The organism is Qipengyuania sp. SS22 (genome assembly GCF_025736935.1).
Taxonomy (GTDB): Bacteria; Pseudomonadota; Alphaproteobacteria; order Sphingomonadales; family Sphingomonadaceae; genus Qipengyuania.
Genome location: NZ_CP107048.1, coordinates 2,382,481 through 2,406,917 on the forward strand (window position 1 = coordinate 2,382,481; position 24,437 = coordinate 2,406,917).

The window sequence follows — 24,437 nt, forward strand, 5'->3', positions numbered from 1 at the left end:
ATCCCCTCGTGTAGCGCAGCGGCAGGGCGGGCGATCAGGATAATTGGCTACGCGTTCTCGAGCCGGTCCTGCGTTGCATCGCTGGCGGCTTCCATCAGCCGCGCCTCGATACGGTTCATCCGCTCGCCCGGCTCCAGCTTCCCCCCGGTGAGGTCGGTCACGTAGAAGGTGTCCGCCGCGCGTTCGCCGTAATTGGTGATATGCGCCGAATGCACCACCAGCCGGCTTTCGAACAGCGCGCGCGCCAGGCGGTTGAGCAGCGCCGACCGGTCGCGCGCATTGACTTCGATGACGGTGAACTTGTTCGACGCCTTGTTGTCGAACAACACGCGCGGGGCGACATCGAAGGCGCGCGCGCGGCTATGCGGCAGCGGGCGCTGCGCGAGACGCGGGGCGAGATCGACCCGGTGCGCCAGCGCATCGGCAATGCTCTTTTTGAGCCGTTCGAGTTGGCCCGCTTCGGCGAAGGGTTCGCCATGCGGGTCCTGGACGAGGAAATTGTCCAGCGCCCAGCCCATCCGCGTGGTGTGGATGCGCGCATCGATGATGTTGCCGCCGGCGAGGTGGATGCCGCCCGCGATGCGGTAGAACAGGCCCGGGTGGTCGGCGGCGATCACCGTGACCAGGGTGGCCCCGCGCGCCTCGTAATATTCGCAATGGATCGACAGCTCGTGCTCCGCCGCGCGCGCTGCGGCATAATGCACCAGGTTGAGCGCGATGATATCGGTCGGCTCGGCGATCCAATAGGCATCGCCCATGGTCTCGGCGAGATCGTCGACCAGACCCGAGCGCTCGCCCAGCAAATCGACCACCTCGGCCTGCTTGTGCGCGACCTTCTGGTCGCGGCCATGACGCATATGGCCGAGGCGCAGGCGTTCGCTTGAGACGTCGTAAAGCTCGCCCAGCAACTGCCCCTTCCAGCTGTTCCACGTGCCGGGGCCGACCGCACGGATATCGACCGCGGTCAGGATCGCCAGATGGCGCAGCCGTTCCTGGCTTTGCACCAGCGCCACGAAATCCTCGATCGTTTTGGGATCGGTCAGGTCGCGCTTCTGTGCGGTGTGGCTCATCAGCAAATGGTTGCGCACCAGCCACGCGACCATCTCGGTTTCGCTTTTGGTCAGGCCGAAGCGCGGGCACAGTTCCTCGGCCACCTCTGCGCCAAGCACCGAATGGTCGCCCCCGCGGCCCTTGGCGATATCGTGCAGCAGCGCAGCGACATAGGCGGTGCGGCGCGATCCCACCTTGTGGATCAGCCGGGTGGCGCGCGGGTGGTCGTCGGCCAGTTCGCCCTTCTCGATCTGGTTGAGCAGGCCGATCGCGCGGATGGTGTGTTCGTCCACCGTATAGTGGTGGTACATGTCGAACTGCATCTGCGCGTTGACCTTGCCGAAATCGGGCACGAATTTCCCGAACACGTTGGCCTCGTTCATCCAGCGCAACACCATTTCGGGATCGTTGCGTCCGCACAGCAGGTCGAGAAACAGCGCATTGGCGCGGGCATCCTCGCGAATCTTGTGGTCGATCAACCCGCTGTCGCGATTGGCCTGGCGCATGGTTTCGGGGTGGATTTCGAGCTCTTCGGCCTCGGCCAGCTGGAAAATCTCGATCAGCCGCACCGGGTCCTGCTTGAACCATTCGTCCGTCGGGGCAGCGATCTTTCCGCCATAGACGCGGTATCCCTTGAGGATACGGGCCTTCTGCTTCCATCCCGCGAAGAACCCGCGCCGGGCGGTCTTGGCCTCGAACTGCTCGTCGATATGCGCGAGGAAAATGCCGGTCAGCGAACCGACGCGCTTCGCCTGCAGGAAATAGAACTGCATGAAGCGTTCGACCGAACTCTTGCCGGGCCGTTCGGCGAAATTCATCCGCTCGGCAATGCGGCGCTGGAGGTCGAAGGTCAGCCGGTCCTCGGCGCGCCCGGTCAGCACATGCATATGGCTGCGCACCGCGAGCAGGAAGTTTTCCGCGCGGCGAAAGCTGCGGTATTCGGCCGGGGTGAAGAGGCCGACATCGACCAGCTCGGCGGCAGCGCGGACGCGGTGGATGAACTTGCCGATCCAGTAGAGCGTATGCAGGTCGCGCAAACCGCCCTTACCGTCTTTCACATTGGGTTCGACGACATAGCGGCTGTCGCCCATGCGCTTGTGGCGCGCATTGCGCTCGGCCAGTTTCTCGGTGACGAAGGCGCGTTCGTTGCCGCGTACGACTTCGGTCGTGAACCGGTGCGAGCCTTCGTCGTACAACTCCTGGTCGCCCCAGACATAGCGCCCTTCGAGCAGCGCAGTGCGGATCGTCAGATCGCTCTTCGACAGGCGCATCGCCTCGTCCAGCGTGCGCGTCGAATGGCCGACTTTCAGCCCGAGATCCCACATCAGGTAGAGCATTGCCTCGACCACCTGCTCGCACCAGGCGGTTTTCTTGCCACCGACGAGGAAGGCGATGTCGACATCCGAATGCGGCGACATTTCCGCGCGGCCATAGCCGCCCACCGCCATCACTGCGAGCCGTTCGGCCTGCGAGCGATTGGCGCTGGAATAGAGATGGGTGGTCGCGTGATCGTGGATCACCCGGATCAGCTGGTCGATCAGGAAGGCGAAGCCGCCCGCATTTTCATGCCCTGCCGAGGGCTTTTCCTCGAGCCGTCGCTCAAGCTCGGCGCGGCCCTGGTCGAGCGCGGCCTTGAGCAGCGTCACCACATGCGGGCGCGCCTTGTCGCCGTGCTCCCCGACCAGCGATTCGATTCCGGAGGCAAGCTGCCGCCGGTCGATGATGGCACGCTGGCGGGGGACACGGATCACGCTCAAGCGGCCAGGTGCTCCTTGGCGTAGGTTGCCTTGACGGTGCGCTTGTCGACCTTCTGCGTACCCAGCCGCGGTAGCTGCTCTTCGCTCTGCCAGATGACCGAGGGGACCTTGAAGGCTGCAATGTGTTCGCGCAGGAAGCCCTGCAGTTCCTCGCCCGACAGGGTCTGCCCCGGATGCGGGTAATAGACTGCCGCCGGGATCTCGCCGAACCGTTCGTCGGGCAGGCCGAAGACAGTGCATTCGGCCACTGCGGGATGCGCGTAGATCGCCTCTTCCACCTCGATGCAGCTGATATTCTCGCCGCCGCGGATGATGATGTCCTTCTTGCGGTCGACGATGAACAGGTAATTGTCCTCGTCGAGATAGCCGAGATCGCCGGTGCGGAAATAAGCGTCGTCCGAATAGGCGGCCTTGGTCGCGTCCTCGTTCTTCCAATAGCCGAGGAAATTGCACACCGAGCGGATCGAAACCTCGCCGATCTTGCCTTGCTCCAGCGCTTTCCCGTCATCGTCGAGGATGGCCATGTCGACCAGCGGCCGCGAGGGCATGCCGGTGCTGTTCGGCTTGGCGAGATAGTTCTCGTTCAAATTGCCCGCGCCGACCCCATTTGTTTCAGTCAGGCCATAGCCAAGCGCGGGGAAGCCGTCCTTGAACGCCTCCCTGATCTTCTTGACGTGTTCGATCGGTCGCGCCGCGCCGCCACCGGCAAAGGTCTTGCACTGCGACAGATCGTATTTCTCGCGCTCGGGATGAACCGCAATTTCGTAGCTCATCAGCGGCACGCCGACGAAATAGGTGATCTGTTCCTTCTCGAGCAGTTCGAGCGCGTTGGTCGCGTCCCATTTGGGCATCAGCACCAGCTTGCGCCCCATGGCGAAGCTCTGCAGCAGCAGCGGCACCTCGCCGGTCACATGGAACAGCGGCACCGCCACCAGCGCGCTGGGCTGGACCGTCGGCGCAGCGTCGTTCTCGGTCAGCAGTTGGAGCATCATCGCCGTCTGGCAGACGTAGTTCATCGTACCCGACACAACGCCGAGATGATCCGAGTAGGCGCCCTTGGGATGGCCGGTCGATCCCGAGGTATAGAGGATGGTGGCAAGATCGTCGGGACCGAGCTGGCCGAGCATGGTCATCGCGGTATTGCCCGCCGCCCAGACGGGGGCGAGTCCTTCGGACGGAACGCCGTGGCCGAACACGACGACCTTCGCGCCATGCTTGACCCCATCGAGCCGTTCGGCACGCTGTGCATCGGCGAGCACCAGCTTGCACTCGCACAGATCGATTCCGTAGGCGAGTTCCTCGCCGGTCCACCAACCATTTAGCAACGTGGCGCATCCACCGGCCATCAAGACGCCCATATAGGCGATGATCCAGTTGGCCGAATTGCGCGCCGCAATGCCGACCCGGTCGCCCTTGGCGATTCCGTGCTCGGTGGCGAGGCTATGCGCGACATGCGAAGCTGCGCCCCACACCTCGCCGAAGGTCAGCCGCATCTCGCCATCGACGATGAACAGCTCGTCCTTCTTCTCGTTGCAGAAATGCGCGAAGTAATGCGCCACGCTGGGCGGCGCATTCTTGAACGCGGGCATGGTGACGCCGCGGCGGGTGACTTCGGTCAGCTCGAACATCTGACCGGGTTCGGTCACTGCCCTGGTGATCCGGTCGATATCCTTGTCGAGTTGTGTCGGCATGGGTTGTTTCGTGTCCTCTCCAAATCGGCACGCGGCCTCGTGCTCGAGGCTCGCGCATGAATGCGGCTCGACGCAGGCTTTCCCCAAATCCCCTGCTATGCCAAAAGCCGCCCCCGATGGGTCGCCGGACGCGGCCTTGGGCACACCTCTAAGGGGATAACCACTTGCTGTCACTACTGGCTGCATCGGGCGTTGCAGAGCCGATCTACTGGGAGAATCTGGGGCTGCGGCCCTATCTCTTCGAGATCGGCGGCTTCCAGCTGCGCTTCTACTCGCTCGCCTACCTGCTGGGCATCCTTTTCGGCTATTGGCACCTGTCGAAAATGATCAAGGCACCCGGTGCCCCGATGGCGCAGCGCCATGCGGACGATCTGTTCTTCTACTGCACGCTCGGGGTGATTCTCGGCGGGCGGCTCGGCTATGCGGCGTTCTACAAGCCCGAGCTGTTCGCAAGCGCCGATGTATTCAAGCTGTGGGAAGGCGGGATGAGCTTCCACGGCGGGGTTATCGGCGTGCTCGTCGCGATCACCTGGGTCGCCTGGCGGGGCGGGCTCAACTGGCTCCGCATTACCGATTATATCGCGGTCAACGTCCCGCTTGCCTACATGCTCGGGCGGCTGGCGAATTTCGTCAATGGCGAGCTTTACGGGCGCCCGGTCGAAGGCGGGTTCCCGCTGGCGATGATTTTTCCGACCGATCCGGACCAGCTGCCGCGGCACCCCAGCCAGCTTTACCAAGCCGGTTTCGAAGGCCTGCTGCTCGGCCTGTTGCTGCTGGCGATGTTCTGGAAGACGCCGGCGCGCTATCGCCCGGGCTTCCTCGTCGGCATCTTCACCATCGGCATGGGGCTGGGCCGGTTCCTGATGGAGTTCTTCCGCGAACCCGATGCGCATCTGGCGTATGTGGTGGTCGAAACCGGCCTTTCGCGTGGCCAGTGGCTGAGCCTGCCGATGATCGGTGTCGGGCTGGCAGTGCTGGCCTATGCGCTGCTGCGCCCCGCCATCGGTAGCGCCAAGGCTTCCCCGTCGACGCAGGCATGACCGATCTGGGCGAGCCCGCGCTGGCGGCGGTCTTCCGCCGCCTGATCGCCCAGCATGGGCCGATGCCTGTTGCGCGCTACATGGGCGAGAGCAATGCGCGCTATTACACCAGCCGCGACCCGCTCGGCGCGGCGGGCGATTTCATCACCGCGCCCGAGATCAGCCAGATGTTCGGTGAAATGGCGGGGCTGTGGCTGGCGGATATCTGGGCGCGGGCGGGTCGCCCGGCGGATGCGATCTATGTCGAGCTCGGCCCGGGCCGGGGGACGCTGGCCAAAGACGCGCTACGCGCGATGGCCAGTCAGGGACTGCGTCCCGAAGTACACCTCGTCGAAGGGTCCGCCGCCTTGCGCAAACTGCAGGGCAGTGCGCTCGCCGGCGCGCAGTTCCACGATTCGCTCGACAGCCTGCCCGACGATCGCCCGATCCTGCTGCTTGCCAATGAATTTCTCGATGCGCTGCCGGTCCGCCAGCTGGTGATGACCGCGAAAGGCTGGCGCGAACGCATGGTGGGGCTGGAGGAGGATCGATTCGCCTTCGTCGCCGGACCCAACCCGATGGACGAGGCAGTGCCCGAGGCGCAGCGCGCCGCAGTGGCCGAAACGGTGATCGAAACCTGCCCTGCCGCTGCCGCGCTGGTCCAGTCGCTCGCGCAGCGGCTCGATGTGCAGGGCGGCGCGGCGCTGTTCATCGATTATGGCCATTTGGCCCCGCGCCATGGCTCGACGTTGCAGGCAGTGCAGGCGCATGAGAAAGTCGATGTGTTCGCCGCGCCCGGCGAGATGGATCTCACCGCGCATGTCGATTTCGCCACGCTCGACAGGATCGCGCGGCGCGCAGGCGTGGCGAGTTCGCTGACCACGCAGGGCGCTTGGCTCAGCGCGATGGGCATCGGCCTACGCGCACAGGGGTTGGCGGCTGCCTCGCCCGAGCGTTCGCATGAAATTCAGGTCGCGCACGACCGGCTGGTTCAGCCGCAGGCCATGGGCGAATTGTTCAAATGCATGGCCCTGTCTGCCCGCGACTGGCCGCGCGGCGCAGGCTTTCCCGAAGGCCAGCGGAGGACATCGTCATCATGAAACGCTGGCTTGCGTGCGCCGCGATGGCGCTGATCGCCACGCCGCTGGCCGCCGCCGAACCGATCGAGGGCCGGTGGGTGACCGCAGACAAGGACGCGGTCGTGCAGATCGGCAATTGCGGGCGCAGCACTTGCGGCCGGATCGCCAAATTCCTCGTCACCCCGCCGCAGGGCGCCGACCAGCGCGACGTCAACAACCGCGATGCCGCCAAGCGTAGCCGCAAGCTGCTCGGCATGGCGATCCTCACCGGATTCACCAAAGACGAGGATGCGTGGCGCGGTGAAATCTACGATCCCAACAACGGCAAGACCTACCGTTCGATAGTGCGCCGCAGCGGCCCGGACCGGCTCGAGGTCAAGGGCTGCATCGGCCCCTTCTGCCAGACGCAGATCTGGCAGCGGGCGCGCTAGCCTACCGGCCGATCCGTTCGGCGAGGCGGTGCGCGGCCTCCTGAAACGACAGCTTGTCTTCGTCGCGATCGACAGAATAGTTGGCTTCGCGCATCGCCTCTACGCTGATTGCGCCAATCAGCGGCTCGAGCGCGGCGACAAGTGCGTCACCCGCCCCTGTCGCGGGCGCGAGCAGGATGATCGCATCGTAATTCGGGAAGGCACCTTCCGGGTCGTCGAGGATCACGAGGTCATCCGCCGCGATCCGCCCGTCCGAGGTGTAGGCGCCGATTACATCGGCCTCGCCCGAGATGAGCGCGTTGTACATGAAGGTGGGGGAGAAATTGCGCTGCGCTTCAAAGCGCAGGCCATAGGCCTCGCGCACCGCGATCCATTCGGGGCGTTCGAAAAACTCCGGATCGCCGCCGATGGTCATGCCCTGCGCGCGACCGGTGAGATCGCCGATACTGGCGAAACCGCCCGCCTCGGCCGCTGCGCGCGGCATGGCGAGGCCATAGGCATTCTCGAAGCCCAGCCTCCCCAGCACATGCGTACCGCTGGTGCGGGTTTCCCACGCGGCAATTTCGGCAAGCATGGTCTCGCGGTCGGGATTGTCGCTGCGTTCCATCTGGTTGGTCCAGATGGTGCCGGTGTAATCGACCAGCACATCGATCGCGCCGGTCGATACCGCTTGGTGCGCGACCGCAGAGCCCAGCCCGTCGCGGTATTCGACCGAGAACCCCTCCGCCTGGAGTCGTTGCCCGATCAGGCGGGCGAGGATGTATTGCTCGGAAAAGCCCTTGGCCCCGATAACGATGCGGTCGTCTCCGCGAGCGCCGAATTGAACGGAAAGCGCGGCCAGAACGCCTAGCAGGACCGCCGCCAGCCCGCCGAACGTCAGCATCCGGCGGCGTGTGGCGAGCCCTTTCTCGATCAGGCCCAGCAGCGCATCGGCGATCAGCGCCAGTCCCGCGCTGGCGATGCACCCCGCCAGCACCAGCACCCAGTTCTGCGTCTGCAATCCGGCGAAAATCGGATCGCCCAGGCTCGGCTGCCCTATGGTGGTGGCCAGCGTCGCCGCACCGATCGTCCATACCGACGCGGTACGGATGCCGGCCATGATGTAAGGCGCGGTCAGCGGGGCCTCGACCAGCCGCAGGCGCTGCCAGAAGGTCATTCCGACGCCATGCGCGGCCTCGATCACGCCCGGGTCGAGATTGACCTGCGCGGTGACTGCATTGCGCAGGATCGGCAGCAGCGCATACAGCGCCAGCGCCAGCAGCGCGGGGAGGAAACCCAACGTCGGCAGGCCTTCGCCGAACACCGCGCGCAGCGACAGCAGGATCGGGAAGAACAGCGCGAGCAGCGCTAGCGCGGGGATCGTCTGCACCAGGCTGGCAAAGCCCAGCGTGGCGCGCGCCACGCCCGGCGAGCGGCTGGCCCAGATCGCGAGCGGCAAGGCGACTGCGATCCCCAACGCAATCGCGGCGGCGGAGAGCAGTACATGCGCGGCCAGCTTGTCGCCCAATCCGAGCAGCGTGGTCCAGATCACGCTCACCGCGCCAGCTCCGCCAGCCGGTCGGCCTGCGCGCGCGGGACTGCGACGAGCCCCTGCGCGATCTGGCCGCCGGATCCCGCGAGCAGCGAATGCGGGGTTTCGTCGGCAACGACGATGCCGGCATCCATTACCAGCACGCGGTCGGCGAGCAGCAGGGCTTCGGCCATGTCGTGGGTCACCATCACCGTGGTCAGACGGAATTCGGCATGCAACGCGCGGACGCGGTCACCCAGCGCATCGCGTGTAACCGGATCGAGCGCGCCGAAGGGTTCGTCCATCAGGAGCAGCTGCGGCTCGTTGGCCAGCGCGCGCGCCACGCCGACCCGCTGGCGTTGTCCGCCCGACAATTCATCGGGCAGCCGGTCGGCCATTTCAGGCTCGAGATCGACCAGCTCGAGCAATTCGCCGATCCGCTCTGCGGCGAGCCGCTCGCCGACAAGGCGCGGCCCGATGGCGATGTTCTCGCCCACGGTCATATGCGGGAACAGCCCAACCGACTGGAACACATAGCCGATCTTGTGGCGCAGCGCGGCCAGTGGCAGGCTTTCGACATTATCGTCTTCGAACCGCACCTGTCCGGATGTCGGTTCGACCAGCCGGTTAACGGTCTTGAGCAGCGTCGATTTGCCCGAGCCCGAGGCGCCGACCAGCGCGACAAATTCACCCTGCGGGATCGTGAGCGAGACGCCCGCAACCGCTTCGGTCGCCTCGTAGCTCTTCCTGAGGTCGCGGAATTCGAGCAGCGGGGCGGGCGTGCCGGTCACGCGGGTGTGTCGTCCGTGTCCGTATCCGGCTCGGCGGGCGGTCGGTATTCGACGCGTTCGAGCTCGATCGAGACCCCGTCGTCATTCGTCGCTTTCATCGTCCCGCCCGACATCCGGCCAGGCTCCCAGCACCGCTCGACACCGGTTGCGGGCGTGGGAATGAAGCACAGGCGCTTGTCGCGCTCGACCGCGCTATAGCTCCAGCTTCCGGTCTGCCGCGGATCGCCGTTGCGCAGGTCGCGATAGGTCCCATCGGCATCGAGATAGGTGGTGTAGCGCGCACCGTCGGCCGCAACCGCGCGCCATGCGGTGGCGGCGAAGACTTCGGGTGCGGGCTCGCCCGATGGCGATACGACCTGTTGCGGCGTAAGCGCGGCGCTGTCGCCTTCGTCACTGGCCGGGGTACAGGCGGGGAGCGCCATTCCCAGCGCAAGGATTGTCAGACTTCGCATGGCAGGCGGGAAAGCACAGCCACGCCAAGCGTGCAAGGCGGGCGGCGGCTCAGGTTTCGATCGAACTGCGCGGAAAGACGATCCGGATATCGAGGCCGTCGTCCGAAAAGGTGCGCTCGAACGAACCGCCCAGCTGGCCTTCGACCGCCATTCTCAAAAGGCGCGAGCCGAACCCCTCATGCGCGTTTTCTTCGGGCGCGGTGGCGCTGTGTACGCTTTCTTCCCATACCACGCAGACATCGCCCTCGGCCTCGCCTTCGCATTCATCCTCCACGGTGACGGTCACATGCCCGTCGGCGCGCGACAGCGCACCGTATTTGGCCGAGTTGGTCGCCAGTTCGTGGAAAATGAGCGCCAACGGGGTCGCGGCGCGGGCACCGATCACGATTCCCGGACCGGTCACGCTGAAGCGTTTGTCGTCCGAGGTCCCGTATGGGGCGAGCAGATCGGCCAGCAGGCCCGACAGCGTGCCGCCCTGGTGCCCGTGGCCGGGCCGGACGTAATCATGCGCTGCGCCCAGCGCGCGGATGGTCTCGTTCAGCTCGGTGGCAAACTCGGCGATTTCGGGCTTCCCGCGCGACCGGATCGCGACCAGCCCCGATACCACCGCAAAGATGTTCTTGATTCGGTGCGACAGCTCGTTCGCCAGCAGGTCGCGCGCTTCGGACAGGCGGCGCTGGCGATCGACATCGATGACCGTGCCGAACCAGCGGTTCTGGCCCCCGCCCACCGGCGTCTGGACCGCACGGGCGAGCATCCAGCGATAATTGCCATCGGACAGCTTCAACCGCCATTCGAATTCGAACGGCTTGCCGCTATCGAGCGAGGCACGGAACGCGCCCGAGGCAGTGTCCCAGTCTTCCGGGTGAACCGTTGCGCGCCAGTCGGCCAGTGTCTTGGGCTCGGCGCGGCCGGTCATCTCGTCCCATTGCGCGTTGACGTAATCGAAATTGCCTGCGGCATCGGCGGACCAGGCGATCCCCGGCACGCTGTCGATCATGCGCTGGAGGTAGCTTTCGCGGACCGCGACCGCGGCCTGCGCGGTTTCGCCCATGCGCCGCTGCGAGATGCGGCGCATGACTGCCTTGCCGAGCACGCCCAGGGTCTCGCGCTGGAGCATGGTCAGCCCGTCCGGGCGCGGCACGGTATCGATGACACAGAGCGCACCCAGTGGAGCGCCTTCGACAGACACCAGCGGATGGCCGGCATAGAAGCGGATGTTGGGCTCATCGGTCACCAACGGGTTGTCGGCGAAGCGTTCGTCCTCGCGGGCATCGGCGACTACCATCGGCTCGGTGCCCAGCATGGCGTGCGCACAGAAACTGGTTGGACGCGGCGTTTCCCGCGCGTCGATCCCGACCCGGGTCAGGAACAGCTGGCGCCCCTCTTCGACCATGGTCACCATCGCCATCGGTGTGCCGCAGATCTTGGCGGCAAGATCGACGACTTCCTGCAGTTCGCGATCGTCGAGCATGGCTTCGGTGCCATGCGCGGCCAAAATCGCGAGGCGCCGGTCCTCGTCGCAATAGGCATCCGAGGGGGGCTCTCCCTCGGGCCACAGGATGTTGTCTTTACGGTACATAGGCAGACCCAAGCGCCTAGAAGCAAGCGACTATCGCGTAAAGTATTTACCAGTGGCAGGGGGTAAAGCCAGCCTATTCGGTTTGCCCCGTGCTGCGCGCTCGGCTATCGGCCCGCTCGCAGCCGAATTTTCGCGAGCCCCCAAGGAGAGAGCATGCGCGCGACCCCCGATTTCGATTTCCAGCTTGGCGAAAGCGCTGAGATGATCCGCGACAGCGTGGCCCGCTTCGCCGATGAACAGATTGCCCCGCTGGCCGAGCGGATCGACCGCGAGGACTGGTTCCCGCGCGACGAGCTGTGGCGGCAGATGGGCGAACTGGGTTTGCACGGCATTACCGTGAGCGAAGAAGATGGCGGGCTCGGCCTCGGCTATCTCGAACACGTTATCGCGGTCGAGGAAGTCAGCCGCGCCAGCGCCTCGCTTGGCCTCAGCTACGGCGCACACTCCAACCTGTGCGTCAACCAGATCCGCCGCTGGGGCAATGACGAACAGAAAGCCAAATATCTCGCCCCGCTGGTCAGCGGCGAACATGTCGGCAGCCTCGCCATGTCCGAAGTCTCGGCGGGTTCGGACGTCGTGTCGATGAAGCTGAAGGCCGTGGCGGTCGATGGCGGTTTCCGCCTCAACGGCACCAAGTTCTGGATCACCAATGCGCCCTATGCCGATACGCTGGTGGTCTATGCCAAGACCGATGGGAGCGCAGGATCGCGCGGGATCACCGCTTTCCTGATCGAGAAGGACGATGCGGGTTTCTCGATCGGCCAGAAGATCGAAAAGGTCGGCATGCGTGGCAGCCCGACCGCCGAACTGGTGTTCGACGATTGCTTCGTGCCCGAAGATCGCGTGATGGGGCCGCTGAACGGCGGCGTCGGCGTGCTGATGAGCGGGCTCGATTACGAACGCGTGGTGCTTGCCGGGCTCCAGCTCGGGATCATGCAGGCGTGTCTCGACACGGTCATTCCCTATCTGCGCGAGCGAACCCAGTTCGGCAAACCGATCGGCAGCTTCCAGCTGATGCAGGCCAAGGTGGCGGATATGTATGTCGCGCTGCAATCGGCGCGCGCCTATACCTATGCGGTGGCCAAGAGCTGTGACAGCGGCCACACCACCCGCTTCGACGCGGCGGGCGCGATCTTGCTGGCATCGGAAAATGCGTTCCGGGTGGCGGCGGAGAGCGTGCAGGCACTGGGCGGCGCGGGCTACACGCTCGACTGGCCGGTGGAACGCTACATGCGCGATGCCAAGCTGCTCGACATCGGCGCAGGCACCAACGAGATCCGCCGCATGCTGATCGGCCGCGAACTGATCGGGGCGGCGGGGTGAGCGCCGACGAAGATTACGTCTACGACGAGGAGAGCGGCGAGTGGATGCCCGCCTCCGAACTCGCGGAGAAGCAGGCTGCCGCGAACCGCGTGGAAGTGCGCGACGCGGTTGGCAATCTGCTGGCCGATGGCGACCAGGTGACGCTGATCAAGGATCTGGACGTCAAGGGCGCGGGCCAGACGCTCAAGCAGGGTACGCTGATCAAATCGATCCGCCTGACCGGCGACCCCCAGGAAATCGACTGCAAATATCCCGGCATCAAGGGCCTCGTCCTGCGTGCCGAGTTTGTGAAGAAGCGCTAAGGCCAGACGAATGACCGCACCCGTTCTAACCTCGACGCTCGACCGCGAGGCACCCGATGCAAAGGCTCGTTTCGCGCATAACAGGGGTCTTGCCGAGGAATTGCGTTCGACCGTCGCCGCGGCCGCGCTTGGCGGGTCGGAAGGCAGCCGCGAGCGGCATGTCGGGCGCGGCAAGCTGCTCCCGCGTGAGCGCGTGGAGCGGCTGCTCGATCCGGGCAGCCCCTTTCTCGAAATCGGGCAGCTGGCCGCGAACGGCATGTACGAAGGCGACATCAATGGCGCTTCGCTGATCGCGGGAATCGGTCGCGTGTCGGGCCGCCAGGTGATGATCGTGTGCAACGATGCCACCGTGAAGGGCGGCACCTATTACCCGATGACGGTCAAGAAGCACCTCCGCGCGCAGGAAATCGCGCAGGAAAACCGCCTGCCGTGTATCTATCTGGTCGACAGCGGCGGGGCGAACTTGCCGCATCAGGCCGAGGTGTTCCCCGACCGCGATCACTTTGGCCGCATTTTCTTCAACCAGGCGAACATGTCCGCGCTGGGCATTCCGCAGATCGCTTGCGTCATGGGTAGCTGCACGGCTGGCGGGGCCTATGTCCCCGCTATGAGCGACGAAACCGTGATCGTGCGCAACCAGGGCACGATCTTCCTTGCCGGGCCGCCGCTGGTGAAGGCCGCCACGGGCGAGGAAATCAGTGCCGAGGATCTAGGTGGCGGCGATCTCCATGCGCGGAAATCGGGCGTGGTCGATCATTTGGCCGAAAATGACGAGCATGCGCTGACCATCGTGCGCGATATCGTGAGCCATTTGGGCGACAATCACGCTGCAGCGCAGGCCATCGCGACAAAGGATCCGCGCGCGCCGAAATTCGATGCCGAGGACCTTTACGCACTGGTGCCTGACGATGTCCGCGCGCCCTATGACGTGCACGAGGTCATCGCCCGGCTGGTCGACGGCAGCGAATTTCACGAATTCAAGCAGCACTACGGCAGCACGCTGGTATGCGGCTTCGCGCGTATCTGGGGTATGCCGGTGGCGATCCTCGCCAACAATGGCGTGCTGTTTTCCGAAAGCGCGCAGAAGGGCGCGCATTTCATCGAGCTCGCCTGCCAGAGGCGCATCCCGCTGCTGTTCCTGCAGAATATTTCGGGCTTCATGGTTGGGGGCAAGTACGAGGCCGAAGGCATTGCCAAACACGGCGCCAAGCTCGTCACCGCGGTCGCCACCGCCAGTGTGCCCAAGCTCACCGTGGTCATCGGCGGCAGTTTCGGTGCGGGGAACTACGGCATGTGCGGACGCGCCTATTCCCCGCGTTTCCTGTTCACCTGGCCCAATGCGCGGATCAGCGTGATGGGCGGCGAACAGGCCGCCTCGGTGCTCGCCACCGTCCACCGGGATGCCGATAGCTGGACGCCTGAACAGGCCGAGGAATTCAAAGCCCCGATCCGCCAGAAATACGAGGATGAGGGTAATCCCTATTACGCGACCGCGCGGCTATGGGACGACGGGGTGATCGACCCCGCGCAGACACGCGACGTGCTCGGTCTGGCGCTTGCCGCGACGCTCGAAGCGCCGATCCCCGAGCATCCGCAATTCGGTGTGTTCCGGATGTAAGCGGCGGGAAAACCGCTGCATCCCTCTCGCTTTCCCTCGCGTAGCTGTTAGGCCGGATCACCGGGGAGAGTGAAGTGTCGTTAGCCAGGCCGCGCCGCAAGCGTTCGATCCTGTCGCGTATCGTGCGGCGGACCATCTTGGCGATCTATCGCTGGCGCGGGTGGACGCTCGATGGGCACCTACCGGACATCCCGAAATTCGTTATCGCCGGCGCCCCGCATACGTCCAATTGGGATTTCGTCTTCTTCACCGGCGCTACCGCCGCAGAGGGGATCGAGCCCGCCTTCATGGGCAAGCACACGCTGTTCAAGGGCGTGATGCGCAACTTCATGCTCGATATGGGCGGTATCCCGATCGACCGGACCAAGCGCGCCAATGTAGTCGATCAGGTCGCGGAAGAGTTCGAGCGCCGGGACCGGCTCGCGCTGGTGATCGCGGCGGAGGGCACGCGCAGTTCCCGGGGCGAATGGAAATCGGGATTTTACAATATCGCCCGCGCCGCCAATGTGCCGATCGTCCCCACCTGGGTGTGCAACACGCGCCGGATCGTCGGCTTCGGGCCGGCGATCATCCCGAGTGCAAATTACGGCGAGACACTACTGGAAATTGCGCGTTTCATGCGCAGCAAATTGCCCGAATTCGAACGCTTCAAGGTGCTCGAACGCCAGGCTTTGCAACTGATCGAGGAGACCGGGACATGATTGTCGAAGCGCTGCTGGCCAATGCGGCGATCCTGCTCGGCATGGCGATCCTCCTGTGGGTGGTCGCGGTGCAGATCGACGATGTCAGTTTCGTCGATGCCTATTGGGGCGGCGGCATGGCCCTAATGGCGTTCGTCAGCTGGCTGCGGCTGTACGAACCCGGCCCGCTCGCCACGCTGCTGACGGCGATGGCGGTGATCTGGGGCCTGCGGCTGTGTATCCATCTGCTGCTACGCTGGCGGCGCGAGGGCGAGGACAAGCGCTATGCCCGCATTCTCGCGAAGGACCGCGCGAATGGGCGTTTCGCGCTGGCCGCGCTGACCAAGGTGTTTTTGGGTCAGTCGGTGCTGCTGTTCATCGTATCCAGCCCCGCGCAATACGGCATTCTCGAGGCCAATTGGATGGTGCCGATCAGCGGGCTGGCGCTGGTCGGGCTGGCGCTATGGACGGTGGGCATCGTGTTCGAATGGGTCGGCGACTGGCAACTCGCCCGGTTCAAGGCCGATCCCGCGAATGCGGGCAAGGTGATGGACCGCGGCTTGTGGCGCTATACCCGTCACCCCAATTACTTCGGCGACGCCTGCGTCTGGTGGGGCATCTGGATCGCTGCCGCATCGGCCGGCTGGTGGGTCGCCGCCGCGACGGTGATCGGGCCGCTGTTCCTGACCTTTACGCTGACCAGGTGGTCGGGTGGTCCGCTGCTCGAGCGGGGCATGAAAAACTCGCGTCCCGGCTATGCCGATTACAAGGCGCGGACCTCTGCTTTCTTCCCGCTCCCACCCAAGAAATCGCCGGGCTGATTCCGCAGGGGGTTTAACCCGCGCCCCTGCGCCCCTATTTGCGGCGCAGTACGAGAGGGGAGCGCGCGGGCGTGAGCGAGAACGAAATCGACGAATTGCGCAGCCGCTTCGCGCGCGAGGCGATGGCGTTGATGGAACGCACCGGCGAAGAAGTGTCACGGGCGCGGCTGGCTGCCGAACTCGGCGTCGCGCGGGCGCGGGTTGACGCGGTCTTTCCCGAAGATGGCGATCTGTTCGACGCGATTACCGCCGAATGGTTCGCGCCCAAGCTGCGGGTGATGGACGAGGTCATGGCCTCCGACCTGCCGCCGCCACGCAAGATGTACGAATTTTTCGCCCGCCGGTTCATTCTGTTGCGGCAGAACTTCCGCGACGATCCGGCGACTTTCAACCTCTATGTCGAGATGGGCGAGCGCTATTTCGACTACGCCCGTAGCTATATCGACCTGGGTGACCACTATCTGTGCGAACTGATCGCCGAAGCGCAGGCTGAGGGATACCTCGAGGGGCTCGAGGTCGATACTGCGATGTCGATCATCAACCAGATGGTGAACTGCTATTTGCAGCCCTACATGATCGCCATGATCGACGACCGGCTGACCGAAGAGAAGCTGGCCCTGATCGTGGGGGCGATCTTCGGTGGTCTCGATGCCAAGGATGGCGGCGCGCGCGGAACGAACGACATCCGCGCAGCGTAATCAGGCCGCTTCGTTCGGCTCCGTTGGGACGACCGCGGGTTCGCGCTGTTCGGCAAAGATGCCCCAGGCGGCGAGGAACAGGCCGCAGATCAGCGGGCCGACCACGATCCCCGACAGGCCCATGAGCGCGATGCCGCCAAGCGTCGTCACGAGGATCAGCCAGTCGGGAATACCGGTATCACGTCCCACCAGGATCGGGCGCAGAACATTGTCCGCCATCCCGATCAGCGCAACGCCCGAGATGATCACCGCCACACCCTGCCACAGCGCCCCGGTGGCAAGCAGGTAGATCGCGGCGGGCGCCCAGACGATCGCCGGGCCAAGCGCGGGCAATAGCGAGGCGATCGCCATGATCACGCCGAGCAGCAGCACCGAGGGAAGGCCGACGATCCAGAAAGTCAGCGCTCCCAGCGCGCCCTGCACCAGACCGACCACGACCGAGCCCTTGATCGTCGCGCGCACAATGGTGAGGAAGCGTTCGGCCAGCCGGTTGGCGACCTGCCGCTCCATCGGCAGCGCAGCGATGATCGCCGCGCCGATTGTGCGTCCATCGCGCAGCAGGAAAAAGCCAACATAGAGCGCGATCCCGAAGCCGAGCACGAAACCGAATACGCTGCCGCCGAGCGCTATCGCCTGCGTCGCGATCAAACCGAGGCTGGCCTGCACGAACGCGGTCGCGCGTTGCTGGATCGCGCCGAGATCGCCGAACCCGGCATTGGCGAGCGAGGCCTGGATATTGGCGGGCAGTGCCGCGAAGACCTGTTCGAAATACATCGCGACATCGATGTCGCCTTGCTGGAAGGCGACGAAGACACCCGCCGCCTCATTGACCACTTCGCTGCCGATCCACAGCGCGGGCAGGACCACTGCGAACAGGATCACCACCATGCTGGCGAGCGCGGCCTGGCTTTCCTTTTCGGGGCGCCGTGCGAGGAACCAGCGATAGAGCGGCTCGAACATGATCGCGCCCAACATCGCCCACAGCAGTGGGCGCGCGAAGGGCAGCACCACGGCGAGCAGTGCTGCCGAAACCAGCGCGAGGAAAAGCAGGAACCCGCCCCGCTCGACCGGTCTGACTATGGCCCTCCCCTCCATTCGGTCAGACGTCCAGATTGGCCACGTTGAGCGCGTTGTTCTGGATGAATTCGCGGCGCGGTTCGACCACGTCGCCCATCAGGCGGGTGAAGATCTCGTCAGTGACGTCGGCATCCTCGACCTTGACCTGCAGCAATGCGCGATTGTCCGGATCGAGTGTGGTCTCCCACAGCTGCTCGGCATTCATTTCGCCCAGACCCTTGTAGCGCTGGATCTTCTGGCCCTTGCGCCCGGCCGCCATGACCGTCTCGAGGAGCTGGGTCGGCAGGGTGATCGCATCATCGGCGAGGATCGGTGCGTCCTCTTCGACATCGCTGCTGTCGACCTCTTCCGCCGGCTCCGCGGCACCGCTGCGGACCAGCCGTACGGGCGAGGTGTAGACGTCGGCGAAGTCCTGCGCGATGCGGTGAAGCTTGCGGGCCTCGGCGCTGTCGAGGAAGGCCGGGTCGATCTCGTGAACGTCGGTCACCCCGCGCCAGATGCGGTTGAGGCGGACTTTGCCGTCTTCGCCGACTGCGCCGCTCCAGCGCGCTTCGGGATCGCCCATCTGCAGATGCGCGGCGGCCCGTTCGAGCGCCGAGGGCCGGTCGCCCTGGGGCTCGAACGCGCCCGCCAGTGCCATCGCCTCGATCAAGTCGGTCTTGTACTTGCGCGGGACGAAGCCGAGCAGATTGCGCATCCGCAAACCGTGGTCGACCAGCGCTTCGAGTTCGCCGCCGCCATGCGTCGAACCGCCCTGCGATTCGAGCATGCGTCCATCGAGGCCCTGCGCGATCAGATAGCGGTCATAGGCAGCCTGATCCTTGAGATAGACTTCGCTCTTGCCGCGCGCGACCTTGTACAGCGGCGGCTGCGCGATGAAGAGGTGCCCGGCCTTGACGATTTCGGGCATCTGGCGGTGGAAGAAGGTCAGCAACAGCGTGCGGATATGCGCGCCGTCGACGTCGGCGTCGGTCATGATCACGATCTTGTGATAGCGCAGCTTCTCGAGATCGAATTCATCGCGCAGGCCGGTACCCATTGCCTGGATCAGCGTGCCCACTTCCTTCGACGAGATGATCCGGTCGAAGCGTGCGCGCTCGACATTGAGGATCTTGCCCTTGAGCGGCAGGATCGCCTGCGTCTTGCGATCGCGGCCTTGCTTGGCGCTGCCCCCTGCCGAATCACCCTCGACCAGGAAGAGCTCGCAATTCGCAGGGTTGCGATCCTGGCAGTCGGCCAGCTTGCCTGGCAGCGAGGCGATGCTCATCGCGCCCTTGCGGCTCATTTCACGCGCGCGGCGGGCCGCTTCGCGTGCGGCGGCGGCGTCGATCACCTTCTGGATGATCGCCTTGGCTTCGGCCGGGTTTTCCTCCAGCCATTCGCCCATCTTCTCGCCCATCAGGCTTTCGAGCGGCGAACGCACTTCGGAACTGACCAGCTTGTCCTTGGTCTGCGACGAGAACTTGGGGTCGGGCAGCTTGACCGAAACGATCGCGGTCAGGCCTTCGCGCATGTCCTCGCCCGAAAGCGAGACCTTTTCCTTTTTCAGCATTCCGCTGGCGCTGGCGTAATTGTTCAGCGTGCGCGTCAGTGCCGTGCGGAACGCGGCAAGATGCGTACCGCCATCGCGCTGCGGGATGTTGTTGGTGAAGGTGAGGACGTTCTCGTAATAGCTGTCGTTCCACTCGAGCGAGACGTCGATCGCGATACCGTCCTTTTCCGCGCTCACCGCGATCGGTTCGGCAACCAGCGGCTGCTTGTTGCGGTCGAGATATTTGACGAAGGCCGCGATGCCCCCCTCGTAGAACAGGTCGTGTTCCTTCGCTTCCTCGTGGCGCTTGTCGCGCAGCAGGATCCGCACGCCCGAATTGAGGAAGGCGAGCTCGCGGTAGCGGTGCTCGAGCTTTTCGAAATCGAACTCGATGACGTTCTTGAAGGTATTTTCGGACGCCTTGAAGGTTACGCGGGTGCCCTTCTTGAAGCCGTCCTCGTCGGGGTTCTGCTCGACTCGCGGGGCATCGCCCACGACGCGCAGGCTTTCGACCGCATCGCCGTGCTCGAAGCGCATCCAGTGCTCCTTGCCATCGCGCCAGATGGTCAATTCGAGCCATTCGGACAGCGCGTTGACCACCGAGACGCCGACGCCGTGCAACCCGCCCGAAACCTTGTAGGCATTGTCGTCGCTGGTGTTTTCGAACTTTCCGCCGGCGTGAAGCTGGGTCATGATGACCTCGGCCGCCGACACGCCTTCGCCCTTGTGCATATCGACCGGGATGCCGCGGCCGTTGTCTTCTACCGAGACCGAGCCATCGGGGTTGAGTTCGATCAGGACGAGGTCGCAATGCCCCGCCAGCGCCTCGTCGATGGCATTGTCCGAGACCTCGAACACCATGTGGTGAAGGCCCGATCCGTCGTCGGTATCGCCAATATACATGCCGGGCCGTTTGCGGACCGCGTCGAGGCCCTTGAGGACCTTGATCGAATCTGCGCCATAACCGGGTTTCTTCGGCGCTTCGGCGCCCGTGTTTTCAGGGGTTTCGTCCATAGTGAGCATATAGGCGTTCGAGGGGAGATTTCCAAAGTTTCGCGGGCGATTTTACCCACAGATTGCAGCCGGCCCGGTTTCGGCTGCAACCGGTTGCTTTCGTGGCCTGAAAAGCCCATTTCGAGGGCCATGCTTTCGGTGCTCGACATCTTCCGGATCGGGATCGGTCCCTCCTCCTCGCACACGGTCGGACCGATGCGGATCGCACGGACCTTCGTGCGCGCACTGGCGAAGTCGGGCAAGCTCGACAGGACGGCGCGTGTCACGGTGGAATTGCAGGGTTCGCTAGCACTGACCGGTGTCGGACACGGCACGGTCGATGCGAGCATCCTCGGCCTGATCGGCTTCGCGCCCGACACCACCTGTCCCGACGACGCTGCGGCTGCACTCGAGCGGGTGCGCGAGGATCGGCGGCTGGTGCTGGCGGGCAAACGCGAAATCGCCTTCGATCCGGCGGCGGATATCGATCTTGCCGGGCATATCATTCCCGACTTGCATCCCAACGGGATGAAGCTGGCGGCCTTCGATGCCGCTGGGGAGCGGTTGTCCCAGCGGACCTATTATTCGACAGGGGGCGGGTTCGTCGCCTCCGAGGCGCAATTGCAGCGCAAGCCCAAGGATGACCGGATCAACACCGGCACGCGGGTGCCGCATGATTTCGGTTCGGCGGAGGAGCTGCTCGCCGCCTGCGCCCAGACCGGCCTGTCGATCGCCGACCTGATCCTTGCCAATGAAGACAGCTTCCGCCCGCGCGAGAAAACGCTCGCGGGGATCGACCGCGTCGCCAGCGCGATGGACCAGTGCATCGATCGCGGCCTGCACCAGCGCGGCATCCTGCCCGGCGGGCTCAAGGTGGCGCGGCGCGCGCCCGATCTGTGGGACAAGCTGTCCGCCAATCCGCAATCGAACGAGCGCGAGCAATTGTTCGACTGGCTCAATTGCTATGCGATGGCGGTCAACGAGGAGAACGCCGCCGGGGGCCGCGTTGTAACCGCGCCGACCAACGGTGCTGCTGGGATCATCCCTGCCGTAATCCGCTTCTACTGCACGACAACCGGCGACGGCCCGTGCCGTGACAGCCGCCGTACCTTCCTGCTGACCGCCGGCGCGATCGGCCTGCTCTATAAGCAACGTGCGAGCATTTCGGGCGCGGAAATGGGGTGCCAGGGCGAAGTGGGCGTGGCCTGTTCTATGGCCGCCGGCGGACTGGCGGCGCTGTGGGGCGCCTCGCCCGCGCAGGTTGCCTGCGCTGCGGAGATCGGGATGGAGCACAATCTCGGCCTGACCTGCGACCCGGTCGGCGGGCTGGTCCAGGTGCCCTGTATCGAACGCAACGCGATCGGCGCGGTCAAGGCGGTCAATGCTGCGCGGCTCGCGCTACACCGGACCGAGGCGGAGACCTGCGTCAGCCTCGACCAGGTGATCGAGACGATGCGGCAGACCGGCCTCGACATGTCCTCGAAATACAAGGAAACGAGCCAGGGCGGTCTCGCGGTCAATGTGATCGAATGCTGATGCTGCTCGTCGTAGTGCTGGTGGTCTCGGGCGCTTTGGTCGCCGGGGCAGCATGGGGCATCTACGGCAAGCTCCCCAACCGGGTCGAAGGGTTCCTCGTCGCGCTGGCTGGTGGTGCCCTGCTGCTTTCGGTAACGAGCGAGCTGATCGAGCCCTCGATCGCCAAGAGCAGCGTGTTCCACGCCATGCTCGGCGTCGGGGCGGGGGCGATCGTCTTTGCCGTGGCGGACTATCTGATCGACGAGAAATGGGGCTCGAACCGCGGCGGCGGCCTGCTGGCGGCGATCACGCTCGACGGCATCCCGGAAAACCTTGCGCTGGGTGTCGCGCTGATCGGCGCGGGCGGGATGGAAGTTGCCGCGCTCGCGGGATCGATCTTGCTGTCCAACCTGCCGGAAGCCGCGGGCGGCGCGCGCGCCATGACCGCCGACGGGCGCTCCAAGGGCTCCGTGATGCTGCTCTGGATCGGCACCGCGGCGCTGCTCGCGCTCGCCGCAATCGTCGGCAATCTCGCGCTGGCCGGGGTCGGCGAGGGCACGCTGGCGGTGATCCGCTGCTTTGCCGCCGGGGCAGTGGTCGCGAGCCTTGCGACCGAAGTCTTCCCGCGGGCTTTCCGCGAGGATCGCCACTGGGCGGGCATCGCCACTGCGCTGGGCGTCATTCTCGCCTTTTCACTCGGCAACCTCGCTGGCGGCTAGACAGCGCCGCGTGCCGCGATAGGGTGCGCCGCATGGGAGAGACACAAAAAGCAGCGCTGACCGAAACTTTCGGCAGCTTTCCGCATATCATCGCCGCCAATGCCGCCGCACTGGATAGCCAGATCGCGATGCGCGACGACGAGGACGAGCTGAGCTGGGCCGAGCTGGGCGACCGGGTCGAACGGATCGCCGCGCGGCTGGTCGCGGACGGGCTGGAGCGGGGGCAGGCAGTGGCGATCCTCGGCTATTCCTCGATTCCCTATGCGCTCGTCTTTCTCGCCGCGGTGCGCGCGGGCGGGGTTGCCGCGCCGCTGACCACCAGCGCCAGTCCCGGCCAATTGGCGGGCATGGCGCGCGATTCGGGCGCGCAGCATATTTTCATCGACCGCGCGAAGTTGGCCGAACTGGGCGAGGATTGCTTCCCGGACATGACGCGGATCGTGCTCGACGAGGAGCTCGCCGGGTGGATGGCACCCGAAGGCACGCAGGCGCCCGCGTTCGAGCCGCAGCCGAGTGATCCGTTCAATATAATCTATTCCTCTGGCACGACGGGCGTCCCCAAGGGCATCGTTCATTCACACCAGATGCGCTGGCGGCAATTTGCCAGCACGGCATCGAGCTGGCTGGAAAGCGGCCTGCCCGTCCGCACGCTCGCCTCGACCCCGCTTTATTCGAACACCACCATGGTCGCCTTCCTGCCGCCGCTGCTGGCGGGTGGGACGGTGCGCGTGATGCGCAAGTTCGATGCCCTGCGCTGGCTCGAATATGCGCAGGCGGACCGCGCTACGGCGACCATGCTGGTCCCGGTCCAGTACCGGCGGTTGATGGAGGAGCCCCGGTTCGACGAATTCGACCTGTCCGCCATGCAGCTGAAATATTGCACCTCCGCGCCCTTCCCCGCGGAATTGAAGCGCGAGGTGCTGGCGCGGATGCCGGGTGCGCTGATCGAGATCTATTCGATGACCGAAGGCGGGGTCGTCTGCCTGCTCGAAGCGCACAAGTTTCCCGACAAGTTGCATACGGTGGGCCGGCCCGCGCCGGGCAGCGAGCTCAAGGTGCTCGACGATGCGGACCAGCCGGTCGCGCCGGGGACGCCGGGCAATCTCATCGGACGCAGCCAGACGATGATGGCGGGGTACAAGAACCAGCCCGACAAGACGCGCGAAGGGTATTGGACCGACCCGGAGACGGGCGAGGTGTGGCAGCGCATGGGCGATATCGGCCGTGTCGATGCCGACGGCTTTGTCGAACTGGTCGGCCGCGCGAAGGACATGATCATTTCGGGCGGCTTCAACATCTTCCCGGTCGATCTCGAGGATGAATTGTCCAAGGAAGCCGATGTGGTCGAGGCCGCGGTGATCGGCGTGCCCAGCGCGCGCTGGGGCGAAACTCCCGTGGGGTTCGTGACGCTGGCGCAGGGCGCGCGCGATTGCGAAGCGATTCGCGAAGCGGTCAATGCGCGGCTGGGCAAGACCCAGCGGCTGGCGCAGCTCCATAGGATCGCGGATATGCCGCGCAGCCATATCGGCAAGCTGCTCAAGACCGATCTGCGCGACGAGGCCGGTCGGCGCGGCCTGCCCGACTGAGCGGGCGGGCGGCGCAGCGCTTCGAGACGCGGCGCCGACTTCTTGGGGGGAGGGAGAGGAATGTCGGCGGCCGCGTCTCTACTCGCTGCCATATCGCCTCGCCGGTGCGGAGGGCCGAGGGCCGGCCGCCGTGGCGAGGAAGGCCAGAAACGCGGCTGCTTGGGGGGCCGACGCTTCTGTAAATCGTCCGGGACGGGAGTGTCAGGGTTCAC

General features: G+C 65.2%; 20 protein-coding genes. 12 read left to right on the plus strand and 8 right to left on the minus strand.

The features are described 5' to 3' along the window. Positions 1–47 precede the first annotated feature (47 nt). Together N6L26_RS11905 and N6L26_RS11910 are read right to left on the minus strand one after the other, a co-directional pair. Entirely contained in the window at positions 48–2,807 is a 2,760-nt protein-coding gene (locus tag N6L26_RS11905) for a [protein-PII] uridylyltransferase (RefSeq protein ID WP_263605770.1), read from the minus strand. After that, positions 2,804–4,498, minus strand: coding sequence for a class I adenylate-forming enzyme family protein (locus N6L26_RS11910; protein WP_263605771.1), 1,695 nt, complete (start codon positions 4,496–4,498; stop codon positions 2,804–2,806). Before N6L26_RS11910 ends, N6L26_RS11905 begins: the two co-directional genes overlap by 4 nt. Positions 4,499–4,662: 164 nt before the next feature. Between N6L26_RS11910 and lgt the strand changes: the two genes are divergently transcribed. From lgt to N6L26_RS11925, 3 genes are read left to right on the plus strand one after another with little or no spacing between them, the layout of a single operon-like run. Beyond that, on the plus strand, positions 4,663–5,538 hold the full coding sequence (gene lgt / locus N6L26_RS11915) for a prolipoprotein diacylglyceryl transferase (RefSeq protein WP_263605772.1): 876 nt from the start codon (positions 4,663–4,665) through the stop codon (positions 5,536–5,538). Beyond that, positions 5,535–6,617, plus strand: a complete 1,083-nt coding sequence (locus N6L26_RS11920) for a class I SAM-dependent methyltransferase (RefSeq protein WP_263605773.1) — start codon at positions 5,535–5,537, stop codon at positions 6,615–6,617. The genes lgt and N6L26_RS11920 overlap by 4 nt, the downstream gene beginning before the upstream one ends. Beyond that, complete coding sequence (locus N6L26_RS11925) at positions 6,614–7,027, plus strand: DUF2147 domain-containing protein (protein WP_263605774.1); 414 nt, start codon at positions 6,614–6,616, stop codon at positions 7,025–7,027. Before N6L26_RS11920 ends, N6L26_RS11925 begins: the two co-directional genes overlap by 4 nt. A 1-nt stretch (position 7,028) precedes the next feature. Here N6L26_RS11925 and N6L26_RS11930 read toward each other — a convergent pair whose 3' ends face one another. From N6L26_RS11930 to N6L26_RS11945, 4 genes are all read right to left on the minus strand, one after another. Beyond that, positions 7,029–8,564, minus strand: a complete 1,536-nt coding sequence (locus N6L26_RS11930; protein WP_263605775.1) for an ABC transporter permease/substrate-binding protein — start codon at positions 8,562–8,564, stop codon at positions 7,029–7,031. Beyond that, positions 8,561–9,328 (minus strand): ATP-binding cassette domain-containing protein, encoded by a 768-nt coding sequence (locus N6L26_RS11935; RefSeq protein WP_263605776.1) that lies wholly within the window; start codon positions 9,326–9,328, stop codon positions 8,561–8,563. The genes N6L26_RS11930 and N6L26_RS11935 overlap by 4 nt, the downstream gene beginning before the upstream one ends. Then, the gene (locus N6L26_RS11940; protein WP_263605777.1) at positions 9,325–9,750 is read right to left on the minus strand and encodes a hypothetical protein; all 426 of its coding nucleotides are present in this window, start codon (positions 9,748–9,750) and stop codon (positions 9,325–9,327) included. Before N6L26_RS11940 ends, N6L26_RS11935 begins: the two co-directional genes overlap by 4 nt. 79 nt (positions 9,751–9,829) lie before the next feature. Next, a complete protein-coding gene (locus N6L26_RS11945) occupies positions 9,830–11,362 on the minus strand; it encodes a sensor histidine kinase (protein WP_263605778.1) in 1,533 nt (510 codons plus the stop codon). A 153-nt stretch (positions 11,363–11,515) separates the two neighbouring features. Between N6L26_RS11945 and N6L26_RS11950 the strand changes: the two genes are divergently transcribed. The 6 genes from N6L26_RS11950 to N6L26_RS11975 all read left to right on the plus strand — a co-directional run bounded on the left by N6L26_RS11950 (position 11,516) and on the right by N6L26_RS11975 (position 16,804). Beyond that, a complete protein-coding gene (locus N6L26_RS11950) occupies positions 11,516–12,685 on the plus strand; it encodes an isovaleryl-CoA dehydrogenase (RefSeq protein WP_263605779.1) in 1,170 nt (389 codons plus the stop codon). Beyond that, positions 12,682–12,987 (plus strand): alkylphosphonate utilization protein, encoded by a 306-nt coding sequence (locus N6L26_RS11955; RefSeq protein ID WP_263605780.1) that lies wholly within the window; start codon positions 12,682–12,684, stop codon positions 12,985–12,987. Before N6L26_RS11950 ends, N6L26_RS11955 begins: the two co-directional genes overlap by 4 nt. Before the next feature lie 10 nt (positions 12,988–12,997). Continuing rightward, positions 12,998–14,605: a carboxyl transferase domain-containing protein gene (locus N6L26_RS11960; protein ID WP_263605781.1), complete on the plus strand. Its 1,608-nt coding sequence runs from the start codon at positions 12,998–13,000 to the stop codon at positions 14,603–14,605. A 74-nt stretch (positions 14,606–14,679) separates the two neighbouring features. Continuing rightward, positions 14,680–15,306, plus strand: coding sequence for a 1-acyl-sn-glycerol-3-phosphate acyltransferase (locus N6L26_RS11965; protein WP_263605782.1), 627 nt, complete (start codon positions 14,680–14,682; stop codon positions 15,304–15,306). After that, positions 15,303–16,106, plus strand: coding sequence for a DUF1295 domain-containing protein (locus tag N6L26_RS11970; protein ID WP_263605783.1), 804 nt, complete (start codon positions 15,303–15,305; stop codon positions 16,104–16,106). Before N6L26_RS11965 ends, N6L26_RS11970 begins: the two co-directional genes overlap by 4 nt. A gap of 71 nt (positions 16,107–16,177) precedes the next feature. Further along, positions 16,178–16,804 carry a hypothetical protein gene (locus N6L26_RS11975; protein WP_263605784.1) on the plus strand — a complete coding sequence of 209 codons (627 nt, stop codon included), beginning with the start codon at positions 16,178–16,180 and terminating at the stop codon, positions 16,802–16,804. Here the strand turns inward: N6L26_RS11975 and N6L26_RS11980 are convergent, their stop codons facing one another. Further along, complete coding sequence (locus N6L26_RS11980; RefSeq protein WP_263605785.1) at positions 16,805–17,899, minus strand: AI-2E family transporter; 1,095 nt, start codon at positions 17,897–17,899, stop codon at positions 16,805–16,807. Positions 17,900–17,903: 4 nt separating this feature from the next. Next, on the minus strand, positions 17,904–20,435 hold the full coding sequence (gene gyrB / locus N6L26_RS11985; protein WP_263605786.1) for a DNA topoisomerase (ATP-hydrolyzing) subunit B: 2,532 nt from the start codon (positions 20,433–20,435) through the stop codon (positions 17,904–17,906). 120 nt (positions 20,436–20,555) lie between these two features. Here gyrB and N6L26_RS11990 point away from each other — a divergent pair, with 120 nt between their 5' ends. Genes N6L26_RS11990 through N6L26_RS12000 form a run of 3 tightly spaced genes read left to right on the plus strand, consistent with a single transcriptional unit; the run spans position 20,556 to position 24,225 of the window. Continuing rightward, complete coding sequence (locus tag N6L26_RS11990) at positions 20,556–21,941, plus strand: L-serine ammonia-lyase (RefSeq protein WP_263605787.1); 1,386 nt, start codon at positions 20,556–20,558, stop codon at positions 21,939–21,941. Beyond that, positions 21,941–22,639: a ZIP family metal transporter gene (locus N6L26_RS11995; protein WP_263605788.1), complete on the plus strand. Its 699-nt coding sequence runs from the start codon at positions 21,941–21,943 to the stop codon at positions 22,637–22,639. Before N6L26_RS11990 ends, N6L26_RS11995 begins: the two co-directional genes overlap by 1 nt. 32 nt (positions 22,640–22,671) lie before the next feature. Beyond that, a complete protein-coding gene (locus tag N6L26_RS12000) occupies positions 22,672–24,225 on the plus strand; it encodes a class I adenylate-forming enzyme family protein (RefSeq protein ID WP_263605789.1) in 1,554 nt (517 codons plus the stop codon). Positions 24,226–24,437 lie beyond the last annotated feature (212 nt).

Excerpts from the sequence above, each read along its gene's own strand:
- N6L26_RS11910 (WP_263605771.1), bottom strand. The coding sequence starts at position 4,498 with ATGCCGACACAACTCGACAAGGATATCGACCGGATCACCAGGGCAGTG.
- N6L26_RS11920 (WP_263605773.1), top strand. The coding sequence starts at position 5,535 with ATGACCGATCTGGGCGAGCCCGCGCTGGCGGCGGTCTTCCGCCGCCTG.
- N6L26_RS11925 (WP_263605774.1), top strand. The coding sequence starts at position 6,614 with ATGAAACGCTGGCTTGCGTGCGCCGCGATGGCGCTGATCGCCACGCCG.
- N6L26_RS11940 (WP_263605777.1), bottom strand. The coding sequence starts at position 9,750 with ATGGCGCTCCCCGCCTGTACCCCGGCCAGTGACGAAGGCGACAGCGCC.
- N6L26_RS11945 (WP_263605778.1), bottom strand. The coding sequence starts at position 11,362 with ATGTACCGTAAAGACAACATCCTGTGGCCCGAGGGAGAGCCCCCCTCG.
- N6L26_RS11950 (WP_263605779.1), top strand. The coding sequence starts at position 11,516 with ATGCGCGCGACCCCCGATTTCGATTTCCAGCTTGGCGAAAGCGCTGAG.
- N6L26_RS11960 (WP_263605781.1), top strand. The coding sequence starts at position 12,998 with ATGACCGCACCCGTTCTAACCTCGACGCTCGACCGCGAGGCACCCGAT.
- N6L26_RS11970 (WP_263605783.1), top strand. The coding sequence starts at position 15,303 with ATGATTGTCGAAGCGCTGCTGGCCAATGCGGCGATCCTGCTCGGCATG.
- N6L26_RS11980 (WP_263605785.1), bottom strand. The coding sequence starts at position 17,899 with ATGGAGGGGAGGGCCATAGTCAGACCGGTCGAGCGGGGCGGGTTCCTG.
- gyrB (WP_263605786.1), bottom strand. The coding sequence starts at position 20,435 with ATGCTCACTATGGACGAAACCCCTGAAAACACGGGCGCCGAAGCGCCG.
- N6L26_RS11990 (WP_263605787.1), top strand. The coding sequence starts at position 20,556 with ATGCTTTCGGTGCTCGACATCTTCCGGATCGGGATCGGTCCCTCCTCC.
- N6L26_RS11995 (WP_263605788.1), top strand. The coding sequence starts at position 21,941 with ATGCTGCTCGTCGTAGTGCTGGTGGTCTCGGGCGCTTTGGTCGCCGGG.
- N6L26_RS12000 (WP_263605789.1), top strand. The coding sequence starts at position 22,672 with ATGGGAGAGACACAAAAAGCAGCGCTGACCGAAACTTTCGGCAGCTTT.